The 23,843-nt window shown below is 72.1% G+C and carries 27 protein-coding genes; all 27 read right to left on the bottom strand.

Annotation, left to right across the window (positions count from 1 at the left end; genetic code table 11):
• Positions 1-1,031: hypothetical protein (locus ACNA7R_RS12245; RefSeq protein ID WP_416283847.1), on the bottom strand; the 1,031-nt coding region annotated here is incomplete at its 3' end.
• Positions 1,031-1,366 (bottom strand): hypothetical protein, encoded by a 336-nt coding sequence (locus ACNA7R_RS12240; RefSeq protein ID WP_416283846.1) that lies wholly within the window; start codon positions 1,364-1,366, stop codon positions 1,031-1,033. The genes ACNA7R_RS12245 and ACNA7R_RS12240, both read right to left, overlap by 1 nt.
• An 11-nt stretch (positions 1,367-1,377) precedes the next feature.
• A complete protein-coding gene (locus tag ACNA7R_RS12235; RefSeq protein ID WP_416283845.1) occupies positions 1,378-1,779 on the bottom strand; it encodes a hypothetical protein in 402 nt (133 codons plus the stop codon).
• 60 nt (positions 1,780-1,839) lie between these two features.
• On the bottom strand, positions 1,840-2,520 hold the full coding sequence (locus ACNA7R_RS12230) for a hypothetical protein (protein ID WP_416283844.1): 681 nt from the start codon (positions 2,518-2,520) through the stop codon (positions 1,840-1,842).
• 67 nt (positions 2,521-2,587) lie between these two features.
• Positions 2,588-3,103 carry a hypothetical protein gene (locus tag ACNA7R_RS12225; RefSeq protein WP_416283843.1) on the bottom strand — a complete coding sequence of 172 codons (516 nt, stop codon included), beginning with the start codon at positions 3,101-3,103 and terminating at the stop codon, positions 2,588-2,590.
• Positions 3,100-3,825, bottom strand: coding sequence for a hypothetical protein (locus tag ACNA7R_RS12220; RefSeq protein WP_416283842.1), 726 nt, complete (start codon positions 3,823-3,825; stop codon positions 3,100-3,102). The genes ACNA7R_RS12225 and ACNA7R_RS12220 overlap by 4 nt, the downstream gene beginning before the upstream one ends.
• An 11-nt stretch (positions 3,826-3,836) precedes the next feature.
• The gene (locus tag ACNA7R_RS12215) at positions 3,837-6,152 is read right to left on the bottom strand and encodes a hypothetical protein (protein ID WP_416283841.1); all 2,316 of its coding nucleotides are present in this window, start codon (positions 6,150-6,152) and stop codon (positions 3,837-3,839) included.
• Positions 6,153-6,159: 7 nt separating this feature from the next.
• Positions 6,160-7,215, bottom strand: a complete 1,056-nt coding sequence (locus ACNA7R_RS12210) for a hypothetical protein (RefSeq protein WP_416283840.1) — start codon at positions 7,213-7,215, stop codon at positions 6,160-6,162.
• On the bottom strand, positions 7,202-8,266 hold the full coding sequence (locus ACNA7R_RS12205) for a hypothetical protein (protein ID WP_416283839.1): 1,065 nt from the start codon (positions 8,264-8,266) through the stop codon (positions 7,202-7,204). Before ACNA7R_RS12205 ends, ACNA7R_RS12210 begins: the two co-directional genes overlap by 14 nt.
• Entirely contained in the window at positions 8,263-8,733 is a 471-nt protein-coding gene (locus tag ACNA7R_RS12200) for a hypothetical protein (RefSeq protein WP_416283838.1), read from the bottom strand. Before ACNA7R_RS12200 ends, ACNA7R_RS12205 begins: the two co-directional genes overlap by 4 nt.
• A complete protein-coding gene (locus ACNA7R_RS12195; protein ID WP_416283837.1) occupies positions 8,730-12,335 on the bottom strand; it encodes a hypothetical protein in 3,606 nt (1,201 codons plus the stop codon). The genes ACNA7R_RS12200 and ACNA7R_RS12195 overlap by 4 nt, the downstream gene beginning before the upstream one ends.
• A gap of 56 nt (positions 12,336-12,391) precedes the next feature.
• Positions 12,392-12,691, bottom strand: a complete 300-nt coding sequence (locus ACNA7R_RS12190; RefSeq protein ID WP_416283836.1) for a hypothetical protein — start codon at positions 12,689-12,691, stop codon at positions 12,392-12,394.
• 9 nt (positions 12,692-12,700) lie between these two features.
• Complete coding sequence (locus ACNA7R_RS12185; RefSeq protein ID WP_416283835.1) at positions 12,701-13,417, bottom strand: hypothetical protein; 717 nt, start codon at positions 13,415-13,417, stop codon at positions 12,701-12,703.
• Positions 13,360-14,103, bottom strand: coding sequence for a phage tail tube protein (locus ACNA7R_RS12180; RefSeq protein ID WP_416283834.1), 744 nt, complete (start codon positions 14,101-14,103; stop codon positions 13,360-13,362). The genes ACNA7R_RS12185 and ACNA7R_RS12180 overlap by 58 nt, the downstream gene beginning before the upstream one ends.
• Before the next feature lie 15 nt (positions 14,104-14,118).
• Positions 14,119-14,505 (bottom strand): hypothetical protein, encoded by a 387-nt coding sequence (locus ACNA7R_RS12175; RefSeq protein ID WP_416283833.1) that lies wholly within the window; start codon positions 14,503-14,505, stop codon positions 14,119-14,121.
• On the bottom strand, positions 14,502-14,975 hold the full coding sequence (locus ACNA7R_RS12170; RefSeq protein ID WP_416283832.1) for a hypothetical protein: 474 nt from the start codon (positions 14,973-14,975) through the stop codon (positions 14,502-14,504). Before ACNA7R_RS12170 ends, ACNA7R_RS12175 begins: the two co-directional genes overlap by 4 nt.
• A complete protein-coding gene (locus ACNA7R_RS12165) occupies positions 14,972-15,355 on the bottom strand; it encodes a hypothetical protein (protein ID WP_416283831.1) in 384 nt (127 codons plus the stop codon). Before ACNA7R_RS12165 ends, ACNA7R_RS12170 begins: the two co-directional genes overlap by 4 nt.
• A gap of 1 nt (position 15,356) precedes the next feature.
• Positions 15,357-15,716, bottom strand: coding sequence for a hypothetical protein (locus ACNA7R_RS12160; RefSeq protein ID WP_416283830.1), 360 nt, complete (start codon positions 15,714-15,716; stop codon positions 15,357-15,359).
• 12 nt (positions 15,717-15,728) lie between these two features.
• A complete protein-coding gene (locus ACNA7R_RS12155; protein ID WP_416283829.1) occupies positions 15,729-16,712 on the bottom strand; it encodes a CDP-glycerol glycerophosphotransferase family protein in 984 nt (327 codons plus the stop codon).
• 3 nt (positions 16,713-16,715) lie between these two features.
• Complete coding sequence (locus ACNA7R_RS12150; RefSeq protein WP_416283828.1) at positions 16,716-17,105, bottom strand: Rho termination factor N-terminal domain-containing protein; 390 nt, start codon at positions 17,103-17,105, stop codon at positions 16,716-16,718.
• Between the two features lie 20 nt (positions 17,106-17,125).
• On the bottom strand, positions 17,126-18,151 hold the full coding sequence (locus ACNA7R_RS12145) for an SU10 major capsid protein (RefSeq protein WP_416283827.1): 1,026 nt from the start codon (positions 18,149-18,151) through the stop codon (positions 17,126-17,128).
• Between the two features lie 3 nt (positions 18,152-18,154).
• Positions 18,155-18,853, bottom strand: a complete 699-nt coding sequence (locus tag ACNA7R_RS12140; protein WP_416283826.1) for a hypothetical protein — start codon at positions 18,851-18,853, stop codon at positions 18,155-18,157.
• Between the two features lie 195 nt (positions 18,854-19,048).
• Positions 19,049-20,065 carry a phage minor head protein gene (locus ACNA7R_RS12135; RefSeq protein WP_416283825.1) on the bottom strand — a complete coding sequence of 339 codons (1,017 nt, stop codon included), beginning with the start codon at positions 20,063-20,065 and terminating at the stop codon, positions 19,049-19,051.
• Position 20,066: 1 nt separating this feature from the next.
• Positions 20,067-21,419, bottom strand: a complete 1,353-nt coding sequence (locus tag ACNA7R_RS12130; protein WP_416283824.1) for a hypothetical protein — start codon at positions 21,417-21,419, stop codon at positions 20,067-20,069.
• 9 nt (positions 21,420-21,428) lie between these two features.
• Positions 21,429-22,859: a terminase large subunit domain-containing protein gene (locus ACNA7R_RS12125; protein WP_416283823.1), complete on the bottom strand. Its 1,431-nt coding sequence runs from the start codon at positions 22,857-22,859 to the stop codon at positions 21,429-21,431.
• The gene (locus ACNA7R_RS12120; RefSeq protein ID WP_416283822.1) at positions 22,834-23,277 is read right to left on the bottom strand and encodes a helix-turn-helix domain-containing protein; all 444 of its coding nucleotides are present in this window, start codon (positions 23,275-23,277) and stop codon (positions 22,834-22,836) included. Before ACNA7R_RS12120 ends, ACNA7R_RS12125 begins: the two co-directional genes overlap by 26 nt.
• A gap of 93 nt (positions 23,278-23,370) precedes the next feature.
• Positions 23,371-23,843: hypothetical protein (locus ACNA7R_RS12115; protein WP_416283821.1), on the bottom strand; the 473-nt coding region annotated here is incomplete at its 5' end.

The following is a 23,843-nucleotide window of genomic DNA, read 5'->3' as shown; positions in this document are numbered from 1 at the left end:
CCGGCCGCGGCCGAGGAGCCGAGCGCCGAGCCCTCGAGCGAGCTCGCCGGCGAGAGCGCGCCGGCCGCGGTGGCGCTCCCGATCGCGCGGCCGGAGAGGGTCTCGAGTTCGGGCGAGAGGTCACCGAAGCCGCTCGAGCTTCCGACGGCGGCGCCGGAGAAGGCGGCGATCGCGGCGAGCTCCCCCGCCGAGCTCGACGCGCCCACGGCGGCGCCCTCGAGGGCGGCTGACGGCGAGAGCGCGCCGGCGGAGCTCGAAGAGCCCACGGAAGAGCCCAGGAGCGCCAGTCTTGGCGAGAGGGCCCCAGAGGCAGCGCTCGAGCCGGCCGCGGCGCCTTCGAGCTCCTGGGCGGGCGAGAGAGCCCCTCGGGCGGTCGACGAGCCGACGGCGGCGCCCTCGAAGGCGGGTGCCGGCTCCTCGATCGCCAGCACCCCCGAGGTAGCGCTCGAGCCGATCGCGGCGCCAGCCAGGAGAGCCAGCGGCGAGAGCGCTCCGGCGGTAGCGCTCGAGCCGATCGCGGCGCCAGCGAAGAGGACCGGCTCGGCGGCGGCCTCGAGATCGGCGTCGACGTAGGAGCCGGCCTGGTTGACGCCGATCGTTACGACGGATGCGGAGTGCCCGGCGTTCCGGTATCCCCACAGCTCGATCACGAGCTGGTCGCCGGCGTCCCAGGTGGTCGCGAGCGAGAGCGTCTCCGTGAAGGTGCCCGTCGTCGTCCGGAGCGTGCCGTCGGCGCCTGCGTCGGCCAGGGTCCCGTCGCTCGCGTAGCGCGCGGCGCGGAGGTAGAAGGCGGGCGAGTTGGTGATCGCGGTCACGGCGAGCGAGACGGGGAAGGTCGCCGCGGCGACGTCGGCGCCTACGGTGCGGTGCCAGGCGAGCAAAAGGACCGGCGTGTTGTTGTTGTTCGTCAGACCGTCGAGGGTCGCGGGGGAGCCGGCGGTAGGGTCGAGATCCCATCGCGAGCCCTGCCCCTCGCCGCCGGTGTTCGCCTGGGTCTGCGTGTCCCGGAAGTAGAGCCGCTCGACGGCCATCAGAGGAGCCCGATCTGGCGCGCTTCGTCGTCGGGGATCAGGATCCCGCGGGCGAAGAGCGCGGCCGGTGGTGGGCGGGTGTCCTCGAGCGCGACGTGACCGTGCTCGTTCCACCGGTAGGCGACCGCGGGCGCCCCGCCGTAGAGCTCGAGGTTCTCTGGGTCGGCGAAGGCGCCGTAGGTGTCGCCGAGGACCCAGTAGACGTCGAGCCCGCCGAGGCGATGCTCATGCTCGCCTCGGCGGGCGACGAGGTAGATCACGTCGTCGCACGCGACCGGGGGCCCGCTCGAGAGCGGGAGGTGCCCGTGGTACCGCTCGAAGGTGAAGACGGTCACGGGCGGGCCTCCTATCGGGCGAAGGTCTGGTAGACGCGAGGCTCGCCCTCTCGCCGGTAGGTGACGCTCGCGGCCACGCTACGGCCGGTCAAGTAGACGTAGGCGCGCTCGAGGACGTCGCCGAGCCTACAGTCGACGAGCTCGGGCGTCGCGTTACAGAGGACGCCGTCGGGGATCCCGAGGACCTCGAGCTCGCTCCCGCGGGCGATCAGGATCGCGCCGAGCGCCGGCGCTGGGCCGGCGTCGAAGACGAGCCCGGGAAGGGTCGACTCGGTCCGGAGCATGTAGGAGAGGGTCGCGCCGTCGCTCGTGTCGAGGACGTCGCGGGCGAACTGCGCCACGGGAGCGCAAGCGGAGAGGACGAGGACGAGGGCGGCGGCGAGAGCGAGGAGGCGGCGGCGGGCTCGGGTCATGGGCGGGTCTCCGCTCCCAGGGTAGCGCCTGGCGCGCGTGGCGGCGTGAGTCGGCTCACGCTAAAGGAGGTCCTGCCCGATCAGACCGGCGCGGTTGAGGGCGCCGAGGACGTCCGTCTGGATCTTCGCGCGGACGTCGTCGGTCAGGAGCTCGGGCGCCTGGGCCCACTTGACGATCGTCGGGTACAGGGCGACGAGCGCGGCGCCGGTCGGCGCCTGCCCGAGCATCCTCTCCGCGGTGTCGAGCAGGAACGCTACGGCGGTCCCGACGGGCCCCTCGGGCTTCGCGCCGGCGATCTCCTTCGCGGCGACGATCGCCTCCTTCGCGTCGATCTCGAGCTTCCCGGTCGCGGCGTCGCGGCGGAGGACCTTCCCGAGGTACCGGAAGAGCGAGACGCCGAAGACTGCTTCGATCGCGGCGAGGATCCCGGCCGCGGCGCCGGACCAGGGGGCCCCGAGGACGGAGGTCGCGCCGGTCTCGATCGCGCCGATCAGTTCGCCCCCGGCGCCGACGACTCCGCCGACGACCATCGCGAAGAGCGGGACGGTCGCGGGCCCGTCGATCTTGGCGAAGAGCGGCGTCGAGCGGAGGTAGGCGACGGCTCCGCCGATCACGAGGAGGAGGAGCGGGTTCGCTCCCGAGGGCGTCTCGAGCGCGCCGACGTCGGCGCCCTGGGCGAAGGCGACGCCGGCCAGAGCGGCGGCGGCGATCGAGAGGGCGTAGCGGGTTCGGGTCGTCATGAGCTCCTCCTCGAGCGGGTGATCCGACGCATGAGGCGCCGTCGGAGCCAACGTAGCGCGCGGGGCGTCACGAGGGCGGGGGGGCGTCCGGGATCCGGATCGTCGTCGTGACTGGGAAGCGGTCGCGCGGCGTGAGGGCGACGGCGCCGCGGGTGAGCGAGAAGCGGCGGTAGCGGGCGTCGACGTTCTCGAGGACGAGCCCGGCGTTCGCGTCGACGAGGATCCCGACGTGCCCGACGTAGACGCCGTGGGCGTTCGGGGCGGCGCGCCAGTTGTATAGGAGATCGCCGTCGCGGGCGGGCTCGCCTTCGCGGACGGCGAGCCCGAGGTTACGCATGGAGCGCTCGAGGTCACGCGCCCACCAGGACCCGTCAGGCGGCCCAGGAGCCCTCGAGACGCGCTCGGTGCCCCACCGGGCGTAGAAGGTCCCGTCGGGCGCCTCGAGGGCGGTCTCGACGATCCTACGGGCAAACGCGAGGCACCATCCGGGCTCGCGGGTGAGGTCGACCCCGCCGGCCTTCGGGACGATCCGGCCGGCGAGGACGGCGCGGGCGACGGCGGCGATCCGATCGCCAGAGCTCACGAGCCGCTCCCGGAGCCGACCGGCGGCGAGGGGTTCGGGACGTAGACGTGCTGCTCCGTGCCCTCGTCCCAGGCGAGAAGGTAGCCGTCGGCACGGCCGAGGGTCGAGACGTTCGCGAGGTCCTCGACGCGAGCGCGGAGGCGCGGGGCGACGCCGGCCTCCTCGAGCGTCGCCCAGCTCGCGCCGGCCTTCGCGACGGTCGCGATCACGAGCTCCGTCGCCGCGGGCGTGACGCCCTCGATCAGATCGAGCTCGCCGTACGCGACGAGCGTCTGGTAGGAGACGCTCTCCGGGTCGATCGTCTGGACGACCCCGCCCTGGGGGTCGCGGACGCTCACGGCGGGCGTCGTGAAGGCTCGAGCCTCGAGGACCGGCGCGGCGCGGAGGACGATCGCGTGGGTCCCGTCGGCGAAGGTGCCCCCGAGCTCGTCGAGGTCGAGGTCGACGCCGGCGCCGGCCTGGTCCACGAGGAGCGGGGCGAGCCCGTCCGCCGTGATCCCGAGGACGGGCCCGGTGATCGTCGCGATCGAGCCGACGAGCCCGAGCGTCGGGCGGAGGACGATCCCGCCGCTCTGGAAGAGCGCGCGGGCGAGCAGCTCGGCGCGGAGATCGGGCCCGCCGTCGCTCGCGTCGACGAGCTCCTTAAGGAACCATCTCCGGCCGGCGGAGTCCGCCGGCTGGTCGGCGAGGCGGACGGAGTAGCGGTAGCTTGGGTCGGCCACGGTTGAGCCTCCTAGTCGGCGTCGAGGACGACGCTCGAGCCCGAGATCCCGGCGGTCTCCTCGACGGCGCTCTCGGGGTCGCTCGCGGAAGCTCCGGCCGAGTCGATCAGAGGATAGAGCAGGACGAGGTCGAGCGAGCGGGAGACGCGCGAGGAGTCGATCGCGCGGGCGTCGTCGTAGGAGTACCGCTCGAGGACGGCGGCGATCCCCCAGGGGAGGAGGAGCGAGAAGCCGAGCTCGTCGGGCGTGATCTCGCTCTCCGCGGTGAGCTTGACGCCGGCATAGCGGGCGCGCGGGTTCATGTTGTAGCGGACGATCGAGCTCGTCACGTCGAGGAGGTCCTCGTAGGTCACGCGGAAGAAGTTGACGTCGATCGGCGACCCCTCGCGGATCCCGTAGAGCGCCTGGGAGGTCAGGACGCCCTCCTCGCCGCTCGTCTCGTCGTACGTGACCTCGAGCTCTTCGCCGGTCTCCCCGTAGACGCTCCCGGTCGTGTCCCAGATCACATGATGCCCAAACCACGGTCGCGTCAGGAGCGCATTATTCGAGCGGATCGCCCACCGGGGGAAGTCGACGACGACGCCGGGGACGCCCTCTCGGGTCGTGTGGCGGAAGCGGATCGAGACGAGGAAGCCGAAGGTCAGGGGGACCTCCCCGTTTAGGTTGTAGGAGAAGGTCCGGCTCTCGCCGGCGCGGAGCGTGAAGGTCGCGGAGCGCGTGAAGCCGTCGCGGTCGACCCCGCCTCCCGAGGAGCTCGAGGAGCGGAGGAGGAGGTAGTCGAAGGAGATCTCGATCTCATCGCCGACGATCAGCGGCTCGTCCTCTTCGTCGAGGAACGGCTGGAAGGTCGCGACGTCGACGCGGGCGCCGCTCCCGGGGTCGTAGCCGGTGGCGGCGGCGAGGTTGACGTAGAGCGTCGGGAGGAGCGGCGTGTCCTCGACGAAGTCGAAGTCGGCATAGCGCGCGGTCTGCCGGTTGATCACGCGGGAGCCGTCGAAGGCCGCAGCGGGGACGGGGCCCTCGATCTCGTCGCCGGTCACGGTCCGCCGGCGGAGCCCGATCCGGCCGACGCTGTAGGCGTCCAGGAGGAGCGCGTGCGCGACGTATACGGTCGCGGTCCCGCCGAAGATCCCCGAGTCCTCGAAGGAGAGCGTCGCCTCGACGACCGTCGCGGTGATCTCCCCGCCGGTCGCGCCGGGGCGCGTCCAGGTGACGTCGTAGACCGCGCGGGCGCGGATCACGCTCGAGAAGATCCCCCGGAGCTCGCGCTCGATCCGGACGGTCGTGTTCGGCGAGATCAGGACGGCGGCCTCCGTCCAGGTGCCGAAGTACAGGATCTCCCGCATGAAGTTGAGCGGGCCGGTCGGGCTCTCGGAGAGCCGCATCCGGACGACGAGGTCGAGCTCGAGCTCGTCGCCGTCGAAGTCGGCGGCGATCGGGAGCGGCGTGCTCGTGAAGTCGGTCCGGCCGACGGCGCCGAGCTCCTCGAGCGTCGGCGTCCAGCCGGGCCCGAGGCGGTAGGCGAGATCCGCCTCGAGGACGCGATCGAGCCCGTCCGCCCACGGCGGCGGGATGATCACGAGATCGCCTTCGGCGTCGACGCTTACGCCGTAGCCGACGAAGATCGCGCGGAACTCCTCGAGGAGCGTCTGGACGGATCGCTCGCGGCCTTCCGGTTGCCGGAGGTAGATCCGGTCGGTCTCGAGCGTGCGCGTGTAGGCGCCGGCCTCGTCGGGGGCGAAGAGGACGAGCGGGGGGACGGGCTTCGCTCGGAACTCGGGGAAGATCTCGGCCCAGTAGTCGAAGAGGAACTGTAGGACCTCTTGAGCGGTCGCGGTCGCCTGCCCGAGCGCGTCGAGGGTCGTCGTGTAGAGCGACGGGGGGAACATGCGGGAGAGCGCGGCGAGGCGGGTCTCGTAGGAGATCGGCTGCTCGTAGGTCGGGAGCCCGCCTCCGTCCTCGATCGCGCGGAGGACGGCGATCGAGCGGGTCGGGCGGACCATCGTCGGGTAGGAGATCTGGTCGCCGACGCGGACGCCCTCGGCGCGCGGGACGGTCTCGCTCGCGGAGACGTCCGCCTGGGGCGTGCCGACGAGCGTCCGGCCGAGCGTGACGTCGAAGGAGCTCCGGATCCGGTCGGGGAGGTCGAGGAGGTCGAACCAGACGAAGTCGGCGGCGTCAGGGTAGGAGAGCGTGGTCCCGGAGACGTTCCCGCCGAGGTAGGCGTCGGCGTTGACGCCGGCGGCCTCGAGCTCCGCCGTCGCGCCGGCGGGCGTCGGCGGCGGAGCGAGGATCAGATCGAGTCGGACGGGAAGCGGCTCTGCCATGCGGCCCCTAGCTCCCGGATCTGCCCCAAGAGATCCCCATCGGGTTCGTGAGCGTCAGGACGTGAAGATCGTCCTTCGTGAAGCGGTCTGCCACGTCGAAGAAGAAGGCGAGGCTCCCGTACGCGGTAGTAGGAGTCCCGCCACGGGCGAAGAGCCCGAAGCCGGTCCATGTTCCGTTTCCGATCGAGGTCCCCCACACGAGCTGAGTCACGGTGCGCGTGTGGGTCCCGGCGACATAGCCCCCGTTGGTCGCGAGCCCGTTCGTCGACCCGAGAATGGTTGTCCCGGTCCACCGGGACGTATAGGCGGGGAAGGTAGTAGAGCTCTGCGCGTAACAACGTTCGGGGCCTACCGCCGTGACCGGGAGCGAGGTCGTCGCCACCGTGCCTTGCGCGAGAACGTTCGCGCCAGATATGAGCCCCGTCGTGTTGGTCCAGCGGTATTGGTGGTTGATTGTGCCGATCCCGTCGAGCACAAAGGAGCCGCTCCCGGCGGTCGTCGCCGGCTGAAAATCGAAGGTGATCGTATACTTAATGCGGAGCTTAAAGTCGCTCGTCTTCGTGATCGTGACCGGGTCGCCGAGCTCGTCGCGGAAGAGCTCCCGGACGTAGATCGCTCCGGTCGAAGCGGGCGCCATGCCCCACTCGGTTAGGTTGCCGTTCGCGACGCCGAAGTCGAACTCTCGCTCGACCATGAAGGAGATGAGCCCGTTCCCGCCGTCCGTGGTCGAGCTAGAGATCGAGGTGCTCGTCCTAGCGAGCTCGGTCCCGAGCGCGACGTCCGTAACGTCGGGCTCGACGGATCCGGTCCCGACGGCGGCGAAGCCTACGAGGTTCTCGGAGAAGCCGGTAGCGGCGATGCCGTCTAGAAGCGTGTCCAGGATCAGGTTGTGCTGCTCTCCGCCGCGGACCTCGCGGCCGGAGCGGTCGACGAGCCCCCACCGGAGCCACCCCTCGATCCCGACTCGGGGGCGGAAGGCTGGCGCGGACCGCGGCCGGATGTTCGCGCGGGCGATCGCCTCGGCGGGCGTGATGATCTTCGGCGGGTTCTTAGGCGAGAGCATAGGTTCCTCCTGTGGGCCCGATCATGTCGGCGTCGACGGTGCCCTCCTCGACATAAGCGTAGGTCAGAACGACGAGAGTGTAGGCGCCGGCGGTCGGTCCGTCGGCGAGGGTTGCCTCGACGAGCCCCTCCTCCTCCGCCTCGTAGCTCAGGATCACGGAGACGTAGGTTCCCGCGGTCGGTCCGTCGGCGAGCGTCGCCTCGACGAGCCCCTCCTCCTCCGCCTCGTAGCTGATGATCGGGAGGACGTAGGTACCGGCGCCGGGCCCGTACAGAGTCGCCTCGGCGGTCTCCTCGAGCTCGTTCCGGATGATCGCCTCGATGTAGTCTCCCGCGGTCGGGCCCGTGAGGGGGACGAGCGCGCGGTCGCGCCAGGGGTACGGGTAGAGGTCGGAGAGAAGAGCGGAGCGGGCGCCGTCGCCGACGAGGGGCTCGCCGGCCTCGTCGCTCGCGAGCGCCTGGTAGCGGAGCGGGAGGCGGGTCACGCGGTCCAGGACGACCGGCTGCTCGTAGTCGAAGAGCTCGAGCTCGACGAGGTATAGGTCGCGCTGTACGCGGCATAGGAGCCTCGAGCGCGTGCTCGCGTCGAGGCAGAAGAGAAGCACGTCAGAGACGGGTATGTCATACGCCCACGTCGCGTCGAAGACGACGACCGGGTCGACGCCGGGGACGGTGACGTTCTGAACGTAGGAGGTCGTAGCGGTGTCCCATCGCGTGAGGTAGACGACGCCGTCCTCCTCGTAGGCGACGACGGCGCGGGCGCTCTGGTCGAAGGCGATCGAGAAGCGGCGCCGGCTCTCCGGGTGCGTCTCGGCGAAGAGGGGCGGGAGGAGCGTCGTCTGCTCGGTCCAGGTGGCGGCGGTCTCTGCGCGCTGGAAGAGGCGGAGGCGGCCGTCGACGTCGAGGACGAGGGCCCACGTCCGGCCGATCAGGGTCGGGAGGCTGTTATCGCCGGTGACGCCGATCGCCTTGGGCCCGCGCGTAAGGTAGAGCTCGGCGAAGCGGTAGCCGGCGGTCCCCCGCGTCGAGAGCCTCGGGCGCGGGAGGCTCACGAGCCGCTCCCGCTCGAGGTTCCGTCGGGGATCCGGTCGACGACGCTACCGGCGGGCCCGTAGAGCGCGCTCCCGGCCGACATGGGATAGAAGAGCAGCTCGAGCTCCTGGACGAGCGGGCCACCGGGCCCGACGGCGTTCCGGAGGCGGACGAGGATCCCGGTCGCGGAGAGCTCGTCGTCGTCGTCGATGTAGGCGACGCGGACGATCCGCCCGGAGCTCCTCGTCTGCGCGAACGATCGGCCGGAGTAGGCGAGCGAGGGCGCTCCGTTGTCGAGGTCGCTCGAGGGGATCGTGACCCCGCGGAGGGTCGTCGCGATCGAGCGAGCTCGGGAGGAGCGGAAGAGCAGGCGGACGGGGGCGGTCTCGTCGAGGCGGCCCTCGATCGCGATCGGGAGCTCGCGGGAGGCGGGCCCGAGGGTCGCGACGGGGGCACCGTCGAGCAGGGCGACCGTGAAGTAGCTCACAGGGGGCTCCCGAGGGCGGCGCGCCGGAGGGCGGGGAAGTCGATCTCGCGGAGGACGTCAGCGACGATCGCGCGGGTCCGCCGATCATTGTCCGCGCGGATCTGCGGGTCCGCGTTCGTCGCGCTGTAGTTATTCGTCTGGGAGACGGAGATCCGGACGGAGAAGGCGGGCGTCTGGCGGGCCCTGCGGCGCGCCTCGGCGTCGCGTTCGCTCTCCTGGGCCTGGGCGCCGCGGTTGCCCCCGAAGAGGTTGGCGAGCCCGCTCACGAGCCCGCCGATCAGGGGGAGCGCGATCGCGGCGATCCCGGCGGTCGAGACCGCGGCGGCGGAGAGCCCGAGGGCGCCTCCGAAGGTCGCGAGCCCGCCGGCGACGCTGCCGGCCAGGTTGAGCCCTTGCCCGATCGCGCCGGCGACGTCGCCTTTCTTGATCGCCTCGATCAGCCCGAAGGTGAAGTCGATCGCGGCCTGGGCGACCTGGGCGGAGAAGCGGACGGCGGCGTCCTGGATCTCGGCGCTCGAGTATTCGCTCGCGGTCACGAGCTGCTGCCCGCTCTCGCCAAAGATCCCGCGGAACTCGTCGGTCGTGCCGGGCCCGAAGATCCCCTCGAGGCCCTGGGGGGGCTTGATCGCGGTTTCGACGCCGGGAATCGGGATCGGTCGCGCGAGGCGCTCGTCGAAGGCGGCGGCGGCCTCCGGCGCGATCGCGCGGAGGCGCTCGAGGGCGGCGACGAGGTCATCCGTCTCGGCGCCGGCGGCGATCAGAGCCTCGACCGTGTCGACGGCGATCAGGCGCGCGAGGGCGGCCTGCTCCGCCCTGGCGGCGGCGAGCTGCCCGGGATCGGCGAAGGGGCTCTCCGTGAGGGCGGCCTTCGTGATCAGGAGCTCGCGGTTGAGGGCGTCGAAGGCGGTCGCGAGCTCGGGCGCCAGAGCACGGAGGCGAGCGATCGCGGCGAGCCCGTCCTGGGGGTCGAGGTCCTCGCCGGCTCGGAAGGCCTCGGCGAAGGCGGCCGCCGTGTCGAGCGCGATCGCCACCGCGGCCGAGCGGTTCGGGTCGGGCGCGCCGGGCGCGACGAAGGTTGAGCTGGTGTCCTTCGCGGCGGCGGCGAGCAGCGCGAGGGAGCGGGCGAGCCCGTCGAACTCGCGAGCGAGCTCGGGGGAGAGCTCCCGGAGGCGGCGGAGGGCGACGAGCCCCTCGTCGGGGTCGAGCCCCTCGGCGCCGGCCTCGAAGGCGGCGGCGTATGCCTGGACGGTGTCGAGGGCGATCGCCGTCGCGCCCTCGCGGGCTTCGGCGGCGAGGCGGGCGCGGGTGCCCGGGTCGACGAAGCCGCTCGCGAAGGTGGCGGTCGCGATGCGCGCGACCTGAGCGAGCTCGTCGAACTCGCTCGCGAGCGCGGGGGAGACGCGGCGGAGCGCGGCGAGGGCGTCGAGGAAGGCGGCGGGGTCGAAGATCTCCGCGGCGACGGTCGAGAGGACCGTGTCGAGAGCGATCGCGCCGGCCTCCGTGCGGGCCTTCGCGACGAGGCGGGCTCGAGCTCCGGGGTCGAGGATCCGCTCGATCTCCGTCTTCGCGGCCTCGTCAGCGTCCTTGAGGGCAGCGCGGAGGCGCTCGGCCTCGGCGCGGAGGGCGGCGCGGCGCTCGCGGATGTACTCGAGCTGCGCCTCGGAGACCTCGCCGGCGAAGGACGTCAGGAGCTCTTCGACCGCGCGGTCGAAGAGGCGAATGCGGGTTTCGATTCCCTCGAGGGCCGCTTCGGGTGTGCCTTCGAAGGCGGCGATGCGGACGGCGGCGGCGCCGCGGGCGGCGATCTCGTCGAAGACCGTCTTTACGGTGCGGCGGGTGGCGGCGCTCGCGGAACCTCCGCCGGCGCCTCCGCCCCCTCCGCTCGCGCCGCCGGCGAAGCCTCCGCCGGCGGCCGGGCGCGGCGCGCCGGCGAGCTGGCGCTCGAGCTCCGCCTGGCGGCGGAGAAGCGGCGACAGGAGATCATTCGTGTCCGCCCTCGCGGCCTGGATCGTGTCGAAGACGACCTGCTGGATGATCGGGTCGGTCGGGAGGCGCGCAACACTCGGGTCACGGCTCGAGCGGAGCGCGTCCGTGAAGGCGCGGAGCGTGACGGCTCCGCTCTCGTCGAGCTCGAAGCGGAGGTCTCCCTGGTTGAAGCCGGCGTTGACGAGCGCGCGGTCGAGCTGCTCCTGGCGGAAGGGTAGGAACTGCGTTGGGTCGCCGGTGTCCTCGCGGGCCCCGATCCCCTGGGCCTCGAGGGCGGCGATTCTCGTCCGGACACTCGCGAGCTCGGCCTCCGCGGCGGTCCGGTTGAAGCCGGTCACGAGCTGGTCGAGCTCTGCACGGAGCTCGGCGGAGAGCTCGCCGGTCTCCTGTAGCTTGTCGATCATCCGCTGGATCGCGGGGACGGCGCTCTGGTCGACGCGTTCCTTGAGGCGCTCGAGGGCGGAGACGACGCTCGCCTGGTCGCCTCCGGCGGCGGCCCGCGAGACGTTCTCGAGCGCGGTGTCGAGGCTCTCGCTGCGGCCGGAGAAGGCGAGGGCGAGCCCGCCGACCGTCAGGACAGCGCCAGCGATGATCCCGGCGGGCCCGAGCAGCGGAAGGGCGGCGACCTTCAAGACCGCGAGGGCGGGCCCGATCGCCTGAACGGCCGTCAAGAGCTTCCCGATCACGAGAAGCAGCGGGCCGGCAGCGGCGGCAAGCCCACCCACGACGACGATCACGCGCTGCACGACAGGCGGAAGCTCCCCGAACCCGCTCGCGAGACGCCCAACGACCTCGGCGGTCGAGCGGAGGGCCGGCAGCGCAACATCCCGGAAGAGCCCAACGACCTGCGTCACCGCCGGGAGCAGAGCAACAGTGAGGTCCCGCCCGAGGACGCCGACCTCAGCCTTGAGGTCCTCGTAGCCGACGCGGAGGGCGTTCGCGCTCTCGAGCGCGTCGCGCCCGAGAACCTCACCGGCATCGCGCGCCTCCTGCTCGAGGCGCGCGTACTCATCCGCCGTGAGCGCGAGGACGGGGATCAGAGCGGTAGCGCCGCGACCGAAAGCCTGATTCGCGAGCACGTTCCGCGTCGTGACGTCCTGGACGCCCTGGAGGCTCGTGATGAGCTCGGGGACGACGTCGTCGAGGGCCCTTAGGTTGCCGGCGGAGTCGCGGACGCTGACGCCGAGCGCCTGAGCGGCGGCGGCGAACTCGGCCGACTCCTCGCCGCCCTCGCGTAACCGGCGGGAGAGCTGGATCGCGGCGTCCCCGAGGACGCCCGCGTCGACGCCGGCGGCGCGTGCCACGCGACCGAACGCTTGCAGGCGGTCGACGGAGAGCCCGCTCTGCTGCTCGAGGTCGAGGAGTTGGTCCGCGGTGTTGCCGAGGCGTAGGGCGGCGTTCGTTGCGGCGGTCGCGACGGCGACGAGTGGCGCGGTGACACCGATCGAGAGGGCGCGACCGGTGCGCGTCGCGCCTTCGGCGACCTTGGCGAGCGAGAGGCTCGAGCGGTCGGAGAAGGCGCGGATCTGCTGCTCGGCCTGCCCGAGCCCGGTCGAGAGACCGGCGGCGTCGAGCTTCGTCCGGAGGACCGCGGTCCCGAGGTTAGGGTCGAGCATCGTCGCCTCCTCGCGTCAGTATGCCAGGCGCCGGCGTCGCCGGTGAGAAGTCGACGTCAGCCGGCGGGGCGCTCCCCGCGGAAGAGGATCCCGACGATCAGCTCGACGGCGGGGCGCGTCAGGTGCTCGTCGACCCAGGCGTCGGTCACGAGCTCGGGGTCGGTCGCTCGCGCCTTGAGAGCGCGGAGGAGGACGTCGAACTGCTCCGCGGGGACCTTCCCGTCGAACTCGAGCGCGACCGTCCAGCCGATCGGGCGGCCGGAGAAGGTGATCCCCCCGAGCTCGAAGTCGGGGTAGCGGGAGACGAGGACGGCGTCGAGGTTGACCTTCGGACGTTCGGACGGGGCCTTCGGCATGAGCTCCTCCTAGCGGATCAGGACCGCGCGGCGCGGGTGCGCTCGGGCGGCGGGGACGTTCCCGAGCTCCTCGGGGAGCTCGAGGACGGCGACCTCCTCGCCGTCGTCGTCCATCATCGCGTAAGAGCCGGCGGGGGTGTACGGGGCGACGAGGACGGTCCCGCCGTCGGGGTCGCGATCGGAGAGCGTGAGGTCGCGGAGGCGCCGGAAGTCGAGGAGGTCGAGAGCCCAGACGGGGAGATCCTTCGCGCGCTCGAGCGCCTCGATCGCCGTCTCGCGCGTCCAGGGGCCCGTGGCGAGCTCGAGGGCGGCCCACGGCGGGAGGCGCTCCTCCGCCGTGAAGAGGCGCGAGGGCTTCGGCGGGGGGCTCGAGGCGTCGGCGTCGTCGCCGTCGTCCCGCTTCCCGCCGGCCACGTTGAGGACGGTCGCCTCGAGCGAGGCGGTCGGGTAGGCGCGGCGCGCCTCGAGGAGCGGGAGCCACCGGAGGTAGTACACGATCTGCGGGCCCGAGAGGCTCTCGATCACGTCGGGCGTCCAGCCGTAGGCGCTCGCGAGGAGGGCGAGCTCGGGGCCGGCCTCGGGCGCCTCCGGCGTGAGATCGCCCCCGGGAGCGGTGCTCCCGAGGGCGAAGATCAGCGGCTCGCCGAGCCTATGGGCTCGGCTGCGGATCACGAGCCGGCGCTCGCCGTGAGGTCGGTCCTCTTCGGCCGGCCCTGCCCCTGCCACGTCCAGGAGGCGTCGACGACGCCGGTGGCGGGCGGGTCGATCGAGAGGTTCCGCACGCGGGCGCGGCCCTCGTAGATCCGGGCGGGGGTGCCCTCTTCGTCCGGGTAGACGACCTTGACCCAGACCTCCCGCTCCTCGAACTGGGCGATCTCGACCTGGGCGAGCGCGTAGTCGCCGGCCTTGAAGCGGCCGGAGCGGGCGATCGCCCACGCTTTCGAGGTCGCCTCGTCTTCGGCCCACGTGGTGCCGGTGAAGGCGCTCTCGTAGGTCGCGGGCGTAAGGGTCTGGACGTTGTCGGAGAGCGAGAAGCCGGCGCTCTCCGTGCCGATCACGCGGTGGAGCTGGTCCCAGACGGCCTCGTGGGAGGTCGTCAGGGCGCCGGGGATGCCAGGGACGTCGCCGGCGACGGCGTCGACGGGGACGGGCGCGGCGACGGCGCCGACGGTGGTCTCCGCGGACACGCGGAGGAGGACCGTGGTCGTCCCGTCGGTGAAGGCGAGGATCAGGTTCTTCCGGAGGACGACCGTGCTCGAGCAGGCGAGGTCGACGCTCGTCGCGCCGGCGGCGACGCCGGTCCCGACGGTGATCGTCACGTCTACCGGCTCGGTCGCGAGGGCGCCGGCGGCGAAGGCGTCGCTCTGGAAGATCTCGCTGTTCTTCCCGCGGGCGAAGGTGAGAAGGTCCATATAGGATCGTGCCTCCTATCGTTCGGTTACGTCGACGAGGATCTGGTTCCGGATGCCCAGGCGCTCGTCTCCGGGGACCCGACGGGGGCTCGACGTGCGGAAGCTGGCGACGACCCGCTCCGCTGCCGATTGTAGTCGACCCGCGGGGGTCCCGTCATGCTCGACGAGGTAGACCGTCCAGGAGCGGGCGAGCGTGAGCTCGTGACGGTAGCCGGGCGAGCTCTCGAGCTCGGGGACGTCGTCGACGTGGCACTCGAGCCCGGTCGCGACGACGCTCTCGGGGAGGTTCCCGTAGGAGACGGCGGGCCTCGTCGCCGCGGGCCCGAGGTCGGGGTCCGTGTAGACGCCGACGAGGTCGGCGAGGAGCGCGCGGAGGCGCATCGTCAGCTCGGGGCCGGTCATGCGTCAGGACCTCCTCCGACCTCTCGAGCTCGCCGTCGGAAGGCGCGCTCGAAGATCCCGGCGAGCTTCGAGAGCGGCTCGCGGTAGATGTTCCGGGCGGGCATGTTCCGGTAGCCGGAGCGCGTTCGGACGCGGTAGCCGAGGAGGACGGGCGCGGCATAGTTGACGTTGACCGCGTGCGTCCAGTCGCGGAGGCTCGAGTCCTGGGGTGTCGCGACGATCGAGCTCCCGAGGGCGCCGCGGTCGACGACGTCGCGGGGGCTCTTCCCGACGGGCCATGCCCACTTGTTGAGCTTGACCTCCTTCTTCGCGAGGTTGTCGAGCGCAAGGTTCGCGTCGAGAAACGCGAGCTCGTGCGCGCGGGTGATCTCGTCGACGTTGAGGACGACGTCGATCTCGCTCCCCTTGCCGGTCGTCAGGATCCGGACGGCGCGGCCGGGCGTGGTCCCGCGGAGCGGTGCGCGGCTCATGAGGGGCGCCAGACGCCGTACAGGACCTCTCCTAGTATCTGCGTGATCGGGGAGAGAGTCTCGACGGGGCGCGCGGCGATCCGGACGATCCCGGGCCGGCCGGCGTAGGAGAGAGCGAACTCGGTCCCAGGCTGGACGTTGGCGGGCGCGACGCTGGGCTCGAGGAGCGTCAGGATCAGGACGACCTCGCCGGCGTTGGCGCCGTAGCGCTCGCGGAGCGTGTCGCGGTCGCTCGAGTCGGCGATCACGCGGAGCTCCTGGGTCGTGACGTCGTAGAGCGGGTCGCCGGCGGCGTTGACCTCGGGCGGGTCGCGGAGCTCGCGGACCTCCCGAGAGATCGTGACGTCGTCGAAGACGCCGTCGAAAGCGGTCGGCGGCATGTTAGAAGCCGCTCGCGAAGGAGATCCCGGCGGTTGCCGGCCAGGCGGCCGGGACCTCGAGCTCGAGGCTCGCGTCGAGGCGCGCCTGCTGGCGGAGGTATCCCGCGCGGGCGTCGGCGGGGTCGGTGTATTCGAGGCTCGCGCCGGAGGCTCCGGTAAGGGCTCGGACGGGTAGCGGGCGGGCCTCGTAGAGCGCGGCGAGGACGACGTAGGGGCGGAAGGTCGGGACGCCGTCCGGGTCGACGCCCTTGGAGAGCTCGAGGAGCGCTTCGGCCTCCGCGCGATCGGCGAAAGCCGCTTGCGAGAGGACGAGCTGTAGCGCGTCGGAGAGCGCCTGGTAGTCGGTCACGAGTGGCGGCATGAGCTCGGCCTCCTAACCGGTGACGACGTCGAGGATCGCGCGGACCGCGCGGTCGGTCGCCTTCCCGTCGGTCGCATGATACGCGAGCGCGACGCTCTGCCGGCGGAGCTCTGCGGCGCCGCTCGAGGGCCGGAGGGCTCGCGCGATCGCCTTCTCGAGCTCGCGGGGGTCGTCAACCTGGGGGCCGAGGCGGGCGCCCTCCCAGAAGCGCAGCCCGTGCTGCACGTCCTTCCGGTAGAGCCGGTGATTGAGGACGACGACCGGGCGCCCGGTGCTCGCGAACTCGTACATGGTCGAGCTGTTGTCGCAGGCGTAGACGCTGGCGGTGTCGAGGACGCGGTCGAAGTCGGGCTCGAACTCGATTCCCTCCTTCGCGTAGACGGGCTCGATCGTCTGCCGGAGGCGGGGGTGAGCGTGCCCGAGGATTCGGAGGTCCGGGCGGCGGCGGGCGAGCTCGACGACCGAGGGGAGGAAGCGGCGCCAGGCGGAGCGGGTCTCGGGGACGACGAGGCACTCCCAATGGAAGGCGAAGGCGATCGTCGGCGGGCTCGTGAGCTCCGGGAGTCGGTGGCCGTCGTGCCAGGGGTCGAGCTTCGGGACGCCGATCTCGACGATCGGGGCGTCGCGGAGGGTGCCGGCTTCGAGGTAGGCGTCGCGCGCCGTCGGGCCGGGGACGAGGGCGAGGATCACGCCGTAGCGGTCGCGGCCTCCGGCATAGCTCGTGTGCTGTAGGAGGCGGCCCTGGGCGTCGCGGTACGTCTGTCCGGCGCCGTGCTCGAGGAGGATCGCGGGCCGGCCGGCGTGGCGGGCGCGGTTGAGGTCTCCGAAGGAGCAGACGACCGTCGGCCTCGAGCTCCGGGGGATCCCGCGCGCCTCGAGGAAGGCGCCGCGGCGATCGGCGGGGAGGGCGTCGTAGATCGGCCGGAGGTGGTCGCGGAAGTGCTGCTCGGTCGCGAGGGCGTCGACGAGCTCGCCGTCGTCGAGGTCCGGCCGCATGGGCTAGAAGGGCGTCCGGATCAGGGCGCGAAGCTCGGCCTTCGTCGCCTTCGCGGGGAGCTCGATCGCGAGCGAGCTCGCGAGCGCTCGGAGCTGCGCGACGGTCATACCGTCGAGCTCCTCCGCGCTCGGAAGGGGCGCCACGTTCGCCGAGGCGCTCGAGGCGGCCTTCGGCGAGCTCGCGGGGGCCTGGGGGCTCGAGGGCGCCCCCGTGGCGCCCTCGAGCTTCTGGTCGGGCCAGGGGAGGAAGCCTCGCGCGAGGAGGCTCTCGATCTGCCGCGGATCCTCGACGTCCGCCGTCGCGACCCGAGCTCGATCGAGCAGAGCGGGGTCGAACTGGACGCCGGTCACGCGGTCGCGCTTCCGCTCGTAGGCGGGGTGGTAGAGCCTCACGCTAACCTCCTCCCAAGCCCTTACGAGCCGGCCGCGGCCGAGAGCCCGGTGATCTTCCCGTGGAGCCACTCGGCGCCGTAGTCGATCCCGAGCTGCCCGTAGATCTGCCAGTCCTCGGAGCTGCCGACCTTCGCGAGCGGCTCGACGAGGATCGTCTCCCCCTTGATCGGGAGATAGCGTCCGCGGACGGGTTCGGGGTTGACGAGGACGACCGTGTCCTGGGGGACGTCGAGGTCGTAGGCGCCCTGGGAGGGGAGCCGGAGGACGCCGAAGGGCGTGTAGACCTCGCGGGTCATGAGACCGCCGACCATCCGGTCGGTGCCCTGGCGAAACTGCGTCTCGTAGGCGTCATTGAGGGCGGCGAGCTGGACGGGTGCGGCGACGATCAGGAGACCGGCCTCCGGCTGGACGCCGGCGTTCTCGATCATCTCGCGGTGAAGCTGCTCGAGGAGCGCGCGGGAGAGGTCGGCGCCGGCGGCGGCGACGGCGTTCGTCGTGATCGCCGGGATGATCCCGCGCATCTTGACCGCGTCCGCCGTCGGGTTCGCGGGGTTCGCGTAGACCCCGTTGAGGGCGGAGTAGTTGTAGTTACGCGCGATCTTCCGGAGCTGCATGGAGAGCTGCGTCTGGTCGACGCCGCTGTAGTGAAAGGCGTCCTGGGAGCCGATCGAGAGGACGCCGTTCGGGTCCATCCGGCCGACCTCGGAGCCGGCCAGGTACGTGACCTTGACCGTCTCGTGGAAGAGCTGGACGACGTTCTCGTCCTGGTCGGGGGTGTAGGTCGTCGCCGTCGGCGCCGCGGCGCCCTCGAGGACGGCCGGCTGCGTCGGCGTCGGGAGCTCGTAGTCGACGGAGAGGGGGAAGCGTCGCTGGACGACGGGCGTCCAGCCGTTCCCGACGATCGTGCCCTCGCCGGGCTCGCCGGGGGCGTAGCCCCCGATCAGGCGGAGGATCAGGTTCGGGCGCTCCCCGAAGAGGCGGAGGACGCCGAGGAGCCCCTTCGTGTTCTGGGTGGTCGTGGTCGCGGAGGCGACGGTCGGAGGCATGATCTACTCCTTCGGGTTGAGGACGCGCGCCTGCTGGCGGGCGATCGCCGCGGCGTAGCCCTTGATATCGCCTCGCGCCAGGGCGGCGGAGGCGTCGTCGAGGGGCGCCTGGCGGGGGGCGCTCCCGCCGGCGCCGGGGACGGCGGCCGGCGTCGAGCTCTTGATCGCGTACTCGGGGAAGTCGGCGACGATCCGGTCGATCTGGGGCTCGTTCCCGTCGAAGTAGGCGTCAGGGTCGTCCATGAGACGCAGGACGCGCTCCGGGCTCGTGACCTTCGAGGCGAGAGCCGCTCGCCGCTCGGCGAGCTGGATCCGCGCGGTCGCGTCGGCCTCGGCCTTCGTCGCGCGCTCCTCGGCGGCCTTGAGTCGCTCGTCCGTCGTCATGGTCCTGGCCTTCTCCTTCTCCTCGAGCTCGGCGAGGCGCTCCTGGGCCTCGCGGAGCTGCGTCCGGTAGCGCTTCGCCTCGGCCTCGGCCTTCTTCTTGAGCTTCTCGAGGACCTCGATCGGGGGCGGGTCGTCGGTCGCGTCCGCTTCGGTCTCGAGCTCGTCAGGTTCGGGCGGCGGGGCTTCGGTCTCGCTCGCGGGGGCGGAGGTCGAGTGTTGAGCCGTCGCGGGCGCCTCCTGGGCGTCTGCCGCTTCGCTCTTGGGGATCGTCGTCATGGTCTCGACCTCCTGGGTCGGCGAGGACCTCGGGGCGGGCATCGCGCCTCCTGGGCGCGCTCCCGGGGCTTCTCGGTGATGGTAGCAGCTCGGGGCCTGGGTCGTCACGGTCGGGTCTGGCGACGAGGCGAAGGATCACTGGGGGCTCCTAGAGGCGGCCGGACGTCGACGAGGTGGGCGCTCCTCTCCGTCCGGCCTCCCGTAGCGCGCCGGGGGTGCGTCCCCCGACGCGCGAGTCTACTGGGTGCCGAACGCGCGGCCTACCCACGGGCGGAGGCGCGAGACGGGTTGACCCGGTCGCCACACGGGCGTGGGGCGGCCACGGCCCGCTGGGCCGACGCGGACGCCCTCGCGATCGCGGACGCGTTCGAAGGGCGCGGCGTTGGGGTTCGGCCGCAGCCCGAGCGCCTTGAGCTCCCGGAGGTTCTCCGCGCGCATGCCCTCGAGCTGCTCGATCACGAGAGTGCCGTCGAGCGCCCACTCCGGATCGAAGGGCGCCAAGATGCAGCGGCAGCGGGGGTGCAGGACCTCGGTGGTTTCGCTCATGCGCGTGACCTCGCCCTGTCGGGGGCCGCAGTATTCGCACGTCCGATCGTCGATCGTGACGTAGCGGATCACGAGCTCAACACCGAGGTCCGCGTAGAGCTCTTGCCGGGCGTCCGCTTGCGCGGAGTGTAGTTCGGTGATGGCGATCATCTCGGCGCGGGACCGTAGGTATCCCGTGTTCTCGCGTATGGCGCGCGTGACCTGCGTCCACGAGTCACCGCGGGTGAGCCCCGCGATGACGTCACCCTTGATGCGGTCGACGACCTCGTCCGCGTGCCGGTACAGGCGCGTGTGAGCGTGCTCGACGACGCCGGAGAGCGCGCGGTGGTTCACCGGGGTTGAGATCGTGACGGCGTCCCCGAAGACGCGGAGGGTGTCCTCAACGAAGCCGCGCGCCTGCTCGCGGGCGGCGGCAGCGCGCGCGTTGAGGCCGGCGAGGGCGCCGCCGGGTTCGGCGACGAGCGCCTGAAGGACGCCGTCGATCTCGTCAGCGAGAACGCGCGCGCGGGCGAGGCGGAATGCCGCGTTCGAAGCGGTGCCCCCTACGTCGGCCATCGCTCGCGCGTACGCGGGGCGGGCGCTGTTGAGGACCTGCCGGTAGACGCGGGTGAGGTACTCGGCCAGCTCTCGGGTCTGCTCGCGGTCGAGGCGGGAGAGCGCCCGGTCGGCGCGGACGGCGATCCTCTCGAGATCAACGAAGCCGGCCACGCTACAGCTCGGCGTTAGCGAACGCGCCCGACGGCGCGGCGGTCGGTTCGGGGAGCGTTTGGGTCTCCTCGAGCCAGCGCGCGAGCATTGCCGAGTCCATGTTCGGGTAGAACTGCTCGAGCTCGCCGAGGGCGATCTCGTGGTTCACGAGGCCAGCGCGGAAGTCCTCGCGGACTTGCATCGCGATCGTCAGGCGCTTGAGCTCGCGGTCCGGCTTGACCGTGACGAGGAAGCCGGGCTCGAGATCGAGCTCGAGGAGCTCGAAGTACCCGCGGACGGCGTCGCTCATGAGCTCGGACAGGAGGCGCGCGAGGTCGTCGCTCGCGCCGTTGTAGCTGGCGTTCGCCTGCACCAGCGCTTCACCGGAAGGGATCTGTCCGCCGGTCGTGATGGGGAGGAGCAGATCCGTGCGGATGCGGTCCTGCGTTCGGTCGCCCTCGGCGAAGAGCGGCGAGAGGTCGCCGGGGGCGACGCGCTCGGCTCGAGCGTCGGAGCTCTTCGCGCGGAGGACGATGTTCGGGCCGAGCCGCTTCGGCTCCTCGAAGGAGCCGACGAGCGTCCAGATCGGGTAGGAGTGCGCGTCGCTCGTCCGGAGGACGCGGATGGCCTCGGCGAGCTCCTGCTTGAAGAGCGGTAGCGCCTGCTTGAGCTCACCGACGGGGTAGCCGCTCTGGTCGAGCTCAGCCCAGACGACGGTCGGCATGATCAGGGTCTCGCCGTTCTCGGGGTAGGTCGCGTCGGGGTCGCCGCCGAGGTCGGTTGGGGTGCGGAGGGCGCGCCAGACGCGGAGGGCGGTCTCCTCGAAGTCATAGACGCGGACGTCGTACCGGAGGCCCTTCCCGTGGTGCGTTGCGGCGCTTCCGGTGATCTGCAGGAGCCCGATCGGGTCGCCGGCGACGTCGTCCTCGCGCCAGATGAGCTCGAGGTGCCCGCCGAGCCGCTGTAGTAGGGGGCGGGCGGGCGCCGCGCTGCCCTCTAGGGGTTGGCGCATGATCGGCCAGGCGGCGGCGATGCCGTTCGCAAGGAGGTCCTTCGTCGCGTCGCGCGCGAGGCGGCGGAGCGGGAGGCGATCGAGGATCTCGTCGTAGGAGGAGGGGACCTCAGACCAGGTGATCGTGCCGATCGCGCCCTGCCGGCGGATGCGGAGGGCTCGAGGCGCGAGGCTCTGGACCTGGCGGGAGTAGCGGAGGAAGGCGCGCTCGGCTTCGCTGCCCTCCGTGAAGGGCGGGACGAGCTCGTCGGCGATGAGGACCGGTTCGCCGTCGACCCAGGAGAGCGTCTCGCTCGTCAGGGCGACGCGGAGCGCGACCTGGTCGAGAAAGGCGCGGACGTATAGGTTCTCGAGGTCGATCACGCGGTCCTCCTAGTGCCCGGTCAGAGCTCGGGCGGCCTCCTCGCTCGGGTATCCTTCGCTCGCCTCCGCCCACATACTAGCCGTCGCGTCGACGAGGTCGTCGTGAGGGTCGTCCTCCCCCGTGAAGGAGCGCGCCTGGTCGACGAGGGCGGCGACGTGCCGATCGAGCGGCCGGCCGGGCTCCTGCGGGAGCCGGATGCGGCCGGCGTTCCAGGCGGCGGCCGCCGGTTGAGCGTACGCGAACTTGTCCGTCACGGCGGCCTCGCAGACGAGGCGGACGCGGAAGGTGTCCTCGAGGAAGTCCGCGGTGCCGGCTTCGGCGCCGGCGAGGCGCCACCGGATGTAGGGCGCCTCGAGCTGTTCGAGGCGCTTCCCGAAGGCGGTCACGCGCTCGCGGACCTCGAGGACGCGAGTCACGTAGGCGACGGGGCGACCGTCGAAGGGGTCGTCGACGACGCGGGCCTCGACGATCGCTGAGGCGTCGCTTTTGGTTTTCGCGGCGTAGGCGGCGTCCATGCCGGCGACGGCGCGGTAGCCGCTCGCGAGCGTCCGGCGGACGTCACCGGAGGTGGGGTCGTAGAAGGTCGGTGCGCGGAAGAGCTCTTCCCCGCGGGGGCGGGGTCGCTGCTGGTAGAGCGAGGCGAAGGTGTAGCTTCCGACGGTCTCCTCGATCTGGCGGAGCTTCTCGACGGAGAAGCGGTCGGGCCAGAGCGCCTCGCCGATCGCGCGGCCGAGCGGGTCGTCGGGGTCCTCGGCGATCGCCGGGAGGCGGATCCGCTGGTAGCCGGCCTCGCCGACGAGGCGGCCGATCAGATCGTCGGGGTGCCATCTCGTGTGCTGGACGATAACGCTCGCGCCGGGCTCGAGGCGCGTGTAGAACGTGTCCGTATACCAGTCCCAGACGCGGTCGCGGATCAGGCGGGAGTCGGCGTCGCGGCGGTTCTTGAAGGGGTCGTCGATCACGCCGACGCCGGTGATCCCGTGCCCGGTGAGGGGCCCGCCGACGCCGGTCGCGAGGAGCCCGCCCTCGTCCGTGGTGCGCCACTCGTTGACGCTGGCGCTCTCGTCGGAGATCGCGACGCCGGCCTCGCGGGCGAGGCGGCGCGCCTTCCGGCTCTTCGAGCGCGCGAGGGCGTCGGCGTAGGTCGTGAAGGCGTGCGTCCGCTCGGGCGCGGTCGAGAGGAGCCACGCGATCGCGGCGAGCGTGAGGTCCGTCTTCCCGTGTCGCGGGGGCGCCTCGAGTAGCACGCGGAGCTCCTCGCCGGCGGCGATCGCCTGGTAGACCTCGAGGACGCTCTCGAGCCAATAGGGGCGGACGTAGGTCGGCGACGATCGGGTGATGAAGGTCCCGAGGTCGACGGGGTCGCGGATCGCTCGGCGCCGGCTCTCGCGGGAGAGGCGCTCGACGAGGAGATCAGCCGCGGCGACGGGACGTAGCACGCGAGAGCGCCTGCTCGAGCTCCTCGTCGGTCATGTCGGCGGGGTCCTTCTCGACGAGGGCGAAGAGGGCGTCGAGCTCCTGGCGCTCGACGTAGCCGCGGCTCTTCCCGAGCGTCTTGAGGGCGAGCGTGATCGCCCATGCCTCGCGCTTCTCGACGGAGATCGCGAGCCCGGTCTCGGCGACGTCGACGAGGCGCTCCCGGCCGGCCTCGCGGGCGGCCTTGAGGCGCTCGCTCTTCGCGATCCGGCGGGAGAGCGCCGTCCGGTCGTAGGAGAGGAGCTCGGCGGCCTTGGAGACGACGCCGTAGGCGTCCCAGAGCGCGGCCTCGATCACCGGGCCCGGTACAGTTCTTTTCGGGACGGCTGTTGCATCGTGGGCGGGCGCGGTCTTCGCGATCGGCCTCGGGGGGCGGGGCATGGGTTGACCTCCTGGGTCGGCGTGCGCGCCGGGCGCTAGGCGTAGCGTAGCGCTCCCAGGAGGTCCAGGTGGTCCTCGAGCTCGGGGCGTGGGTTAGGGCGCCAGGCGGTAGACCCGGGAGCCTTCTCGCGGCTCCTGCGTCGCGGGGGAGACCTCGGCGAGCTGCGCGTCGACGAGGCGGTCGAGGGTTCGGCGGACGAGATCGTAGGCGGCGCGGGCGGGGAGCTCGCGGAGGGGCTCGACGTCTTCGGCCTTCCCGGGCCAGGCGCCGGCGGCGAAGGTCTCGAGGATCTCGGGGACGGTCGACCAGGCGATCTCGGGGGAGCCGATCTCGTCGGCGATGCGGGCGCCGGTGCCGAGGATGTTCGCGATCGCGACGGCGAAGCGGACGCGGGGGTCGTCGGGCTCGGCGGCGAGGGCGAGGGCGCTGTAGGCCGCGCCGTAGACCACGAGGCGCTCGACCGTCCAGTCGTCGCGCGAGGCCGCCCGACTGCGCGCGAGCCACAGGGAGCCCCGGGCGTAGAGCATGGCGATGGTGCCGTCGGGCTGGACCACCAGGTCGAGGT

It is taken from the genome of Natronococcus sp., from assembly GCF_047921035.1.
Lineage (GTDB): Archaea > Halobacteriota > Halobacteria > Halobacteriales > Natrialbaceae > Natronococcus.
The sequence above is the reverse complement of the archived record's forward strand: the minus strand, read 5'-3'. Positions and strand labels throughout refer to the sequence as shown.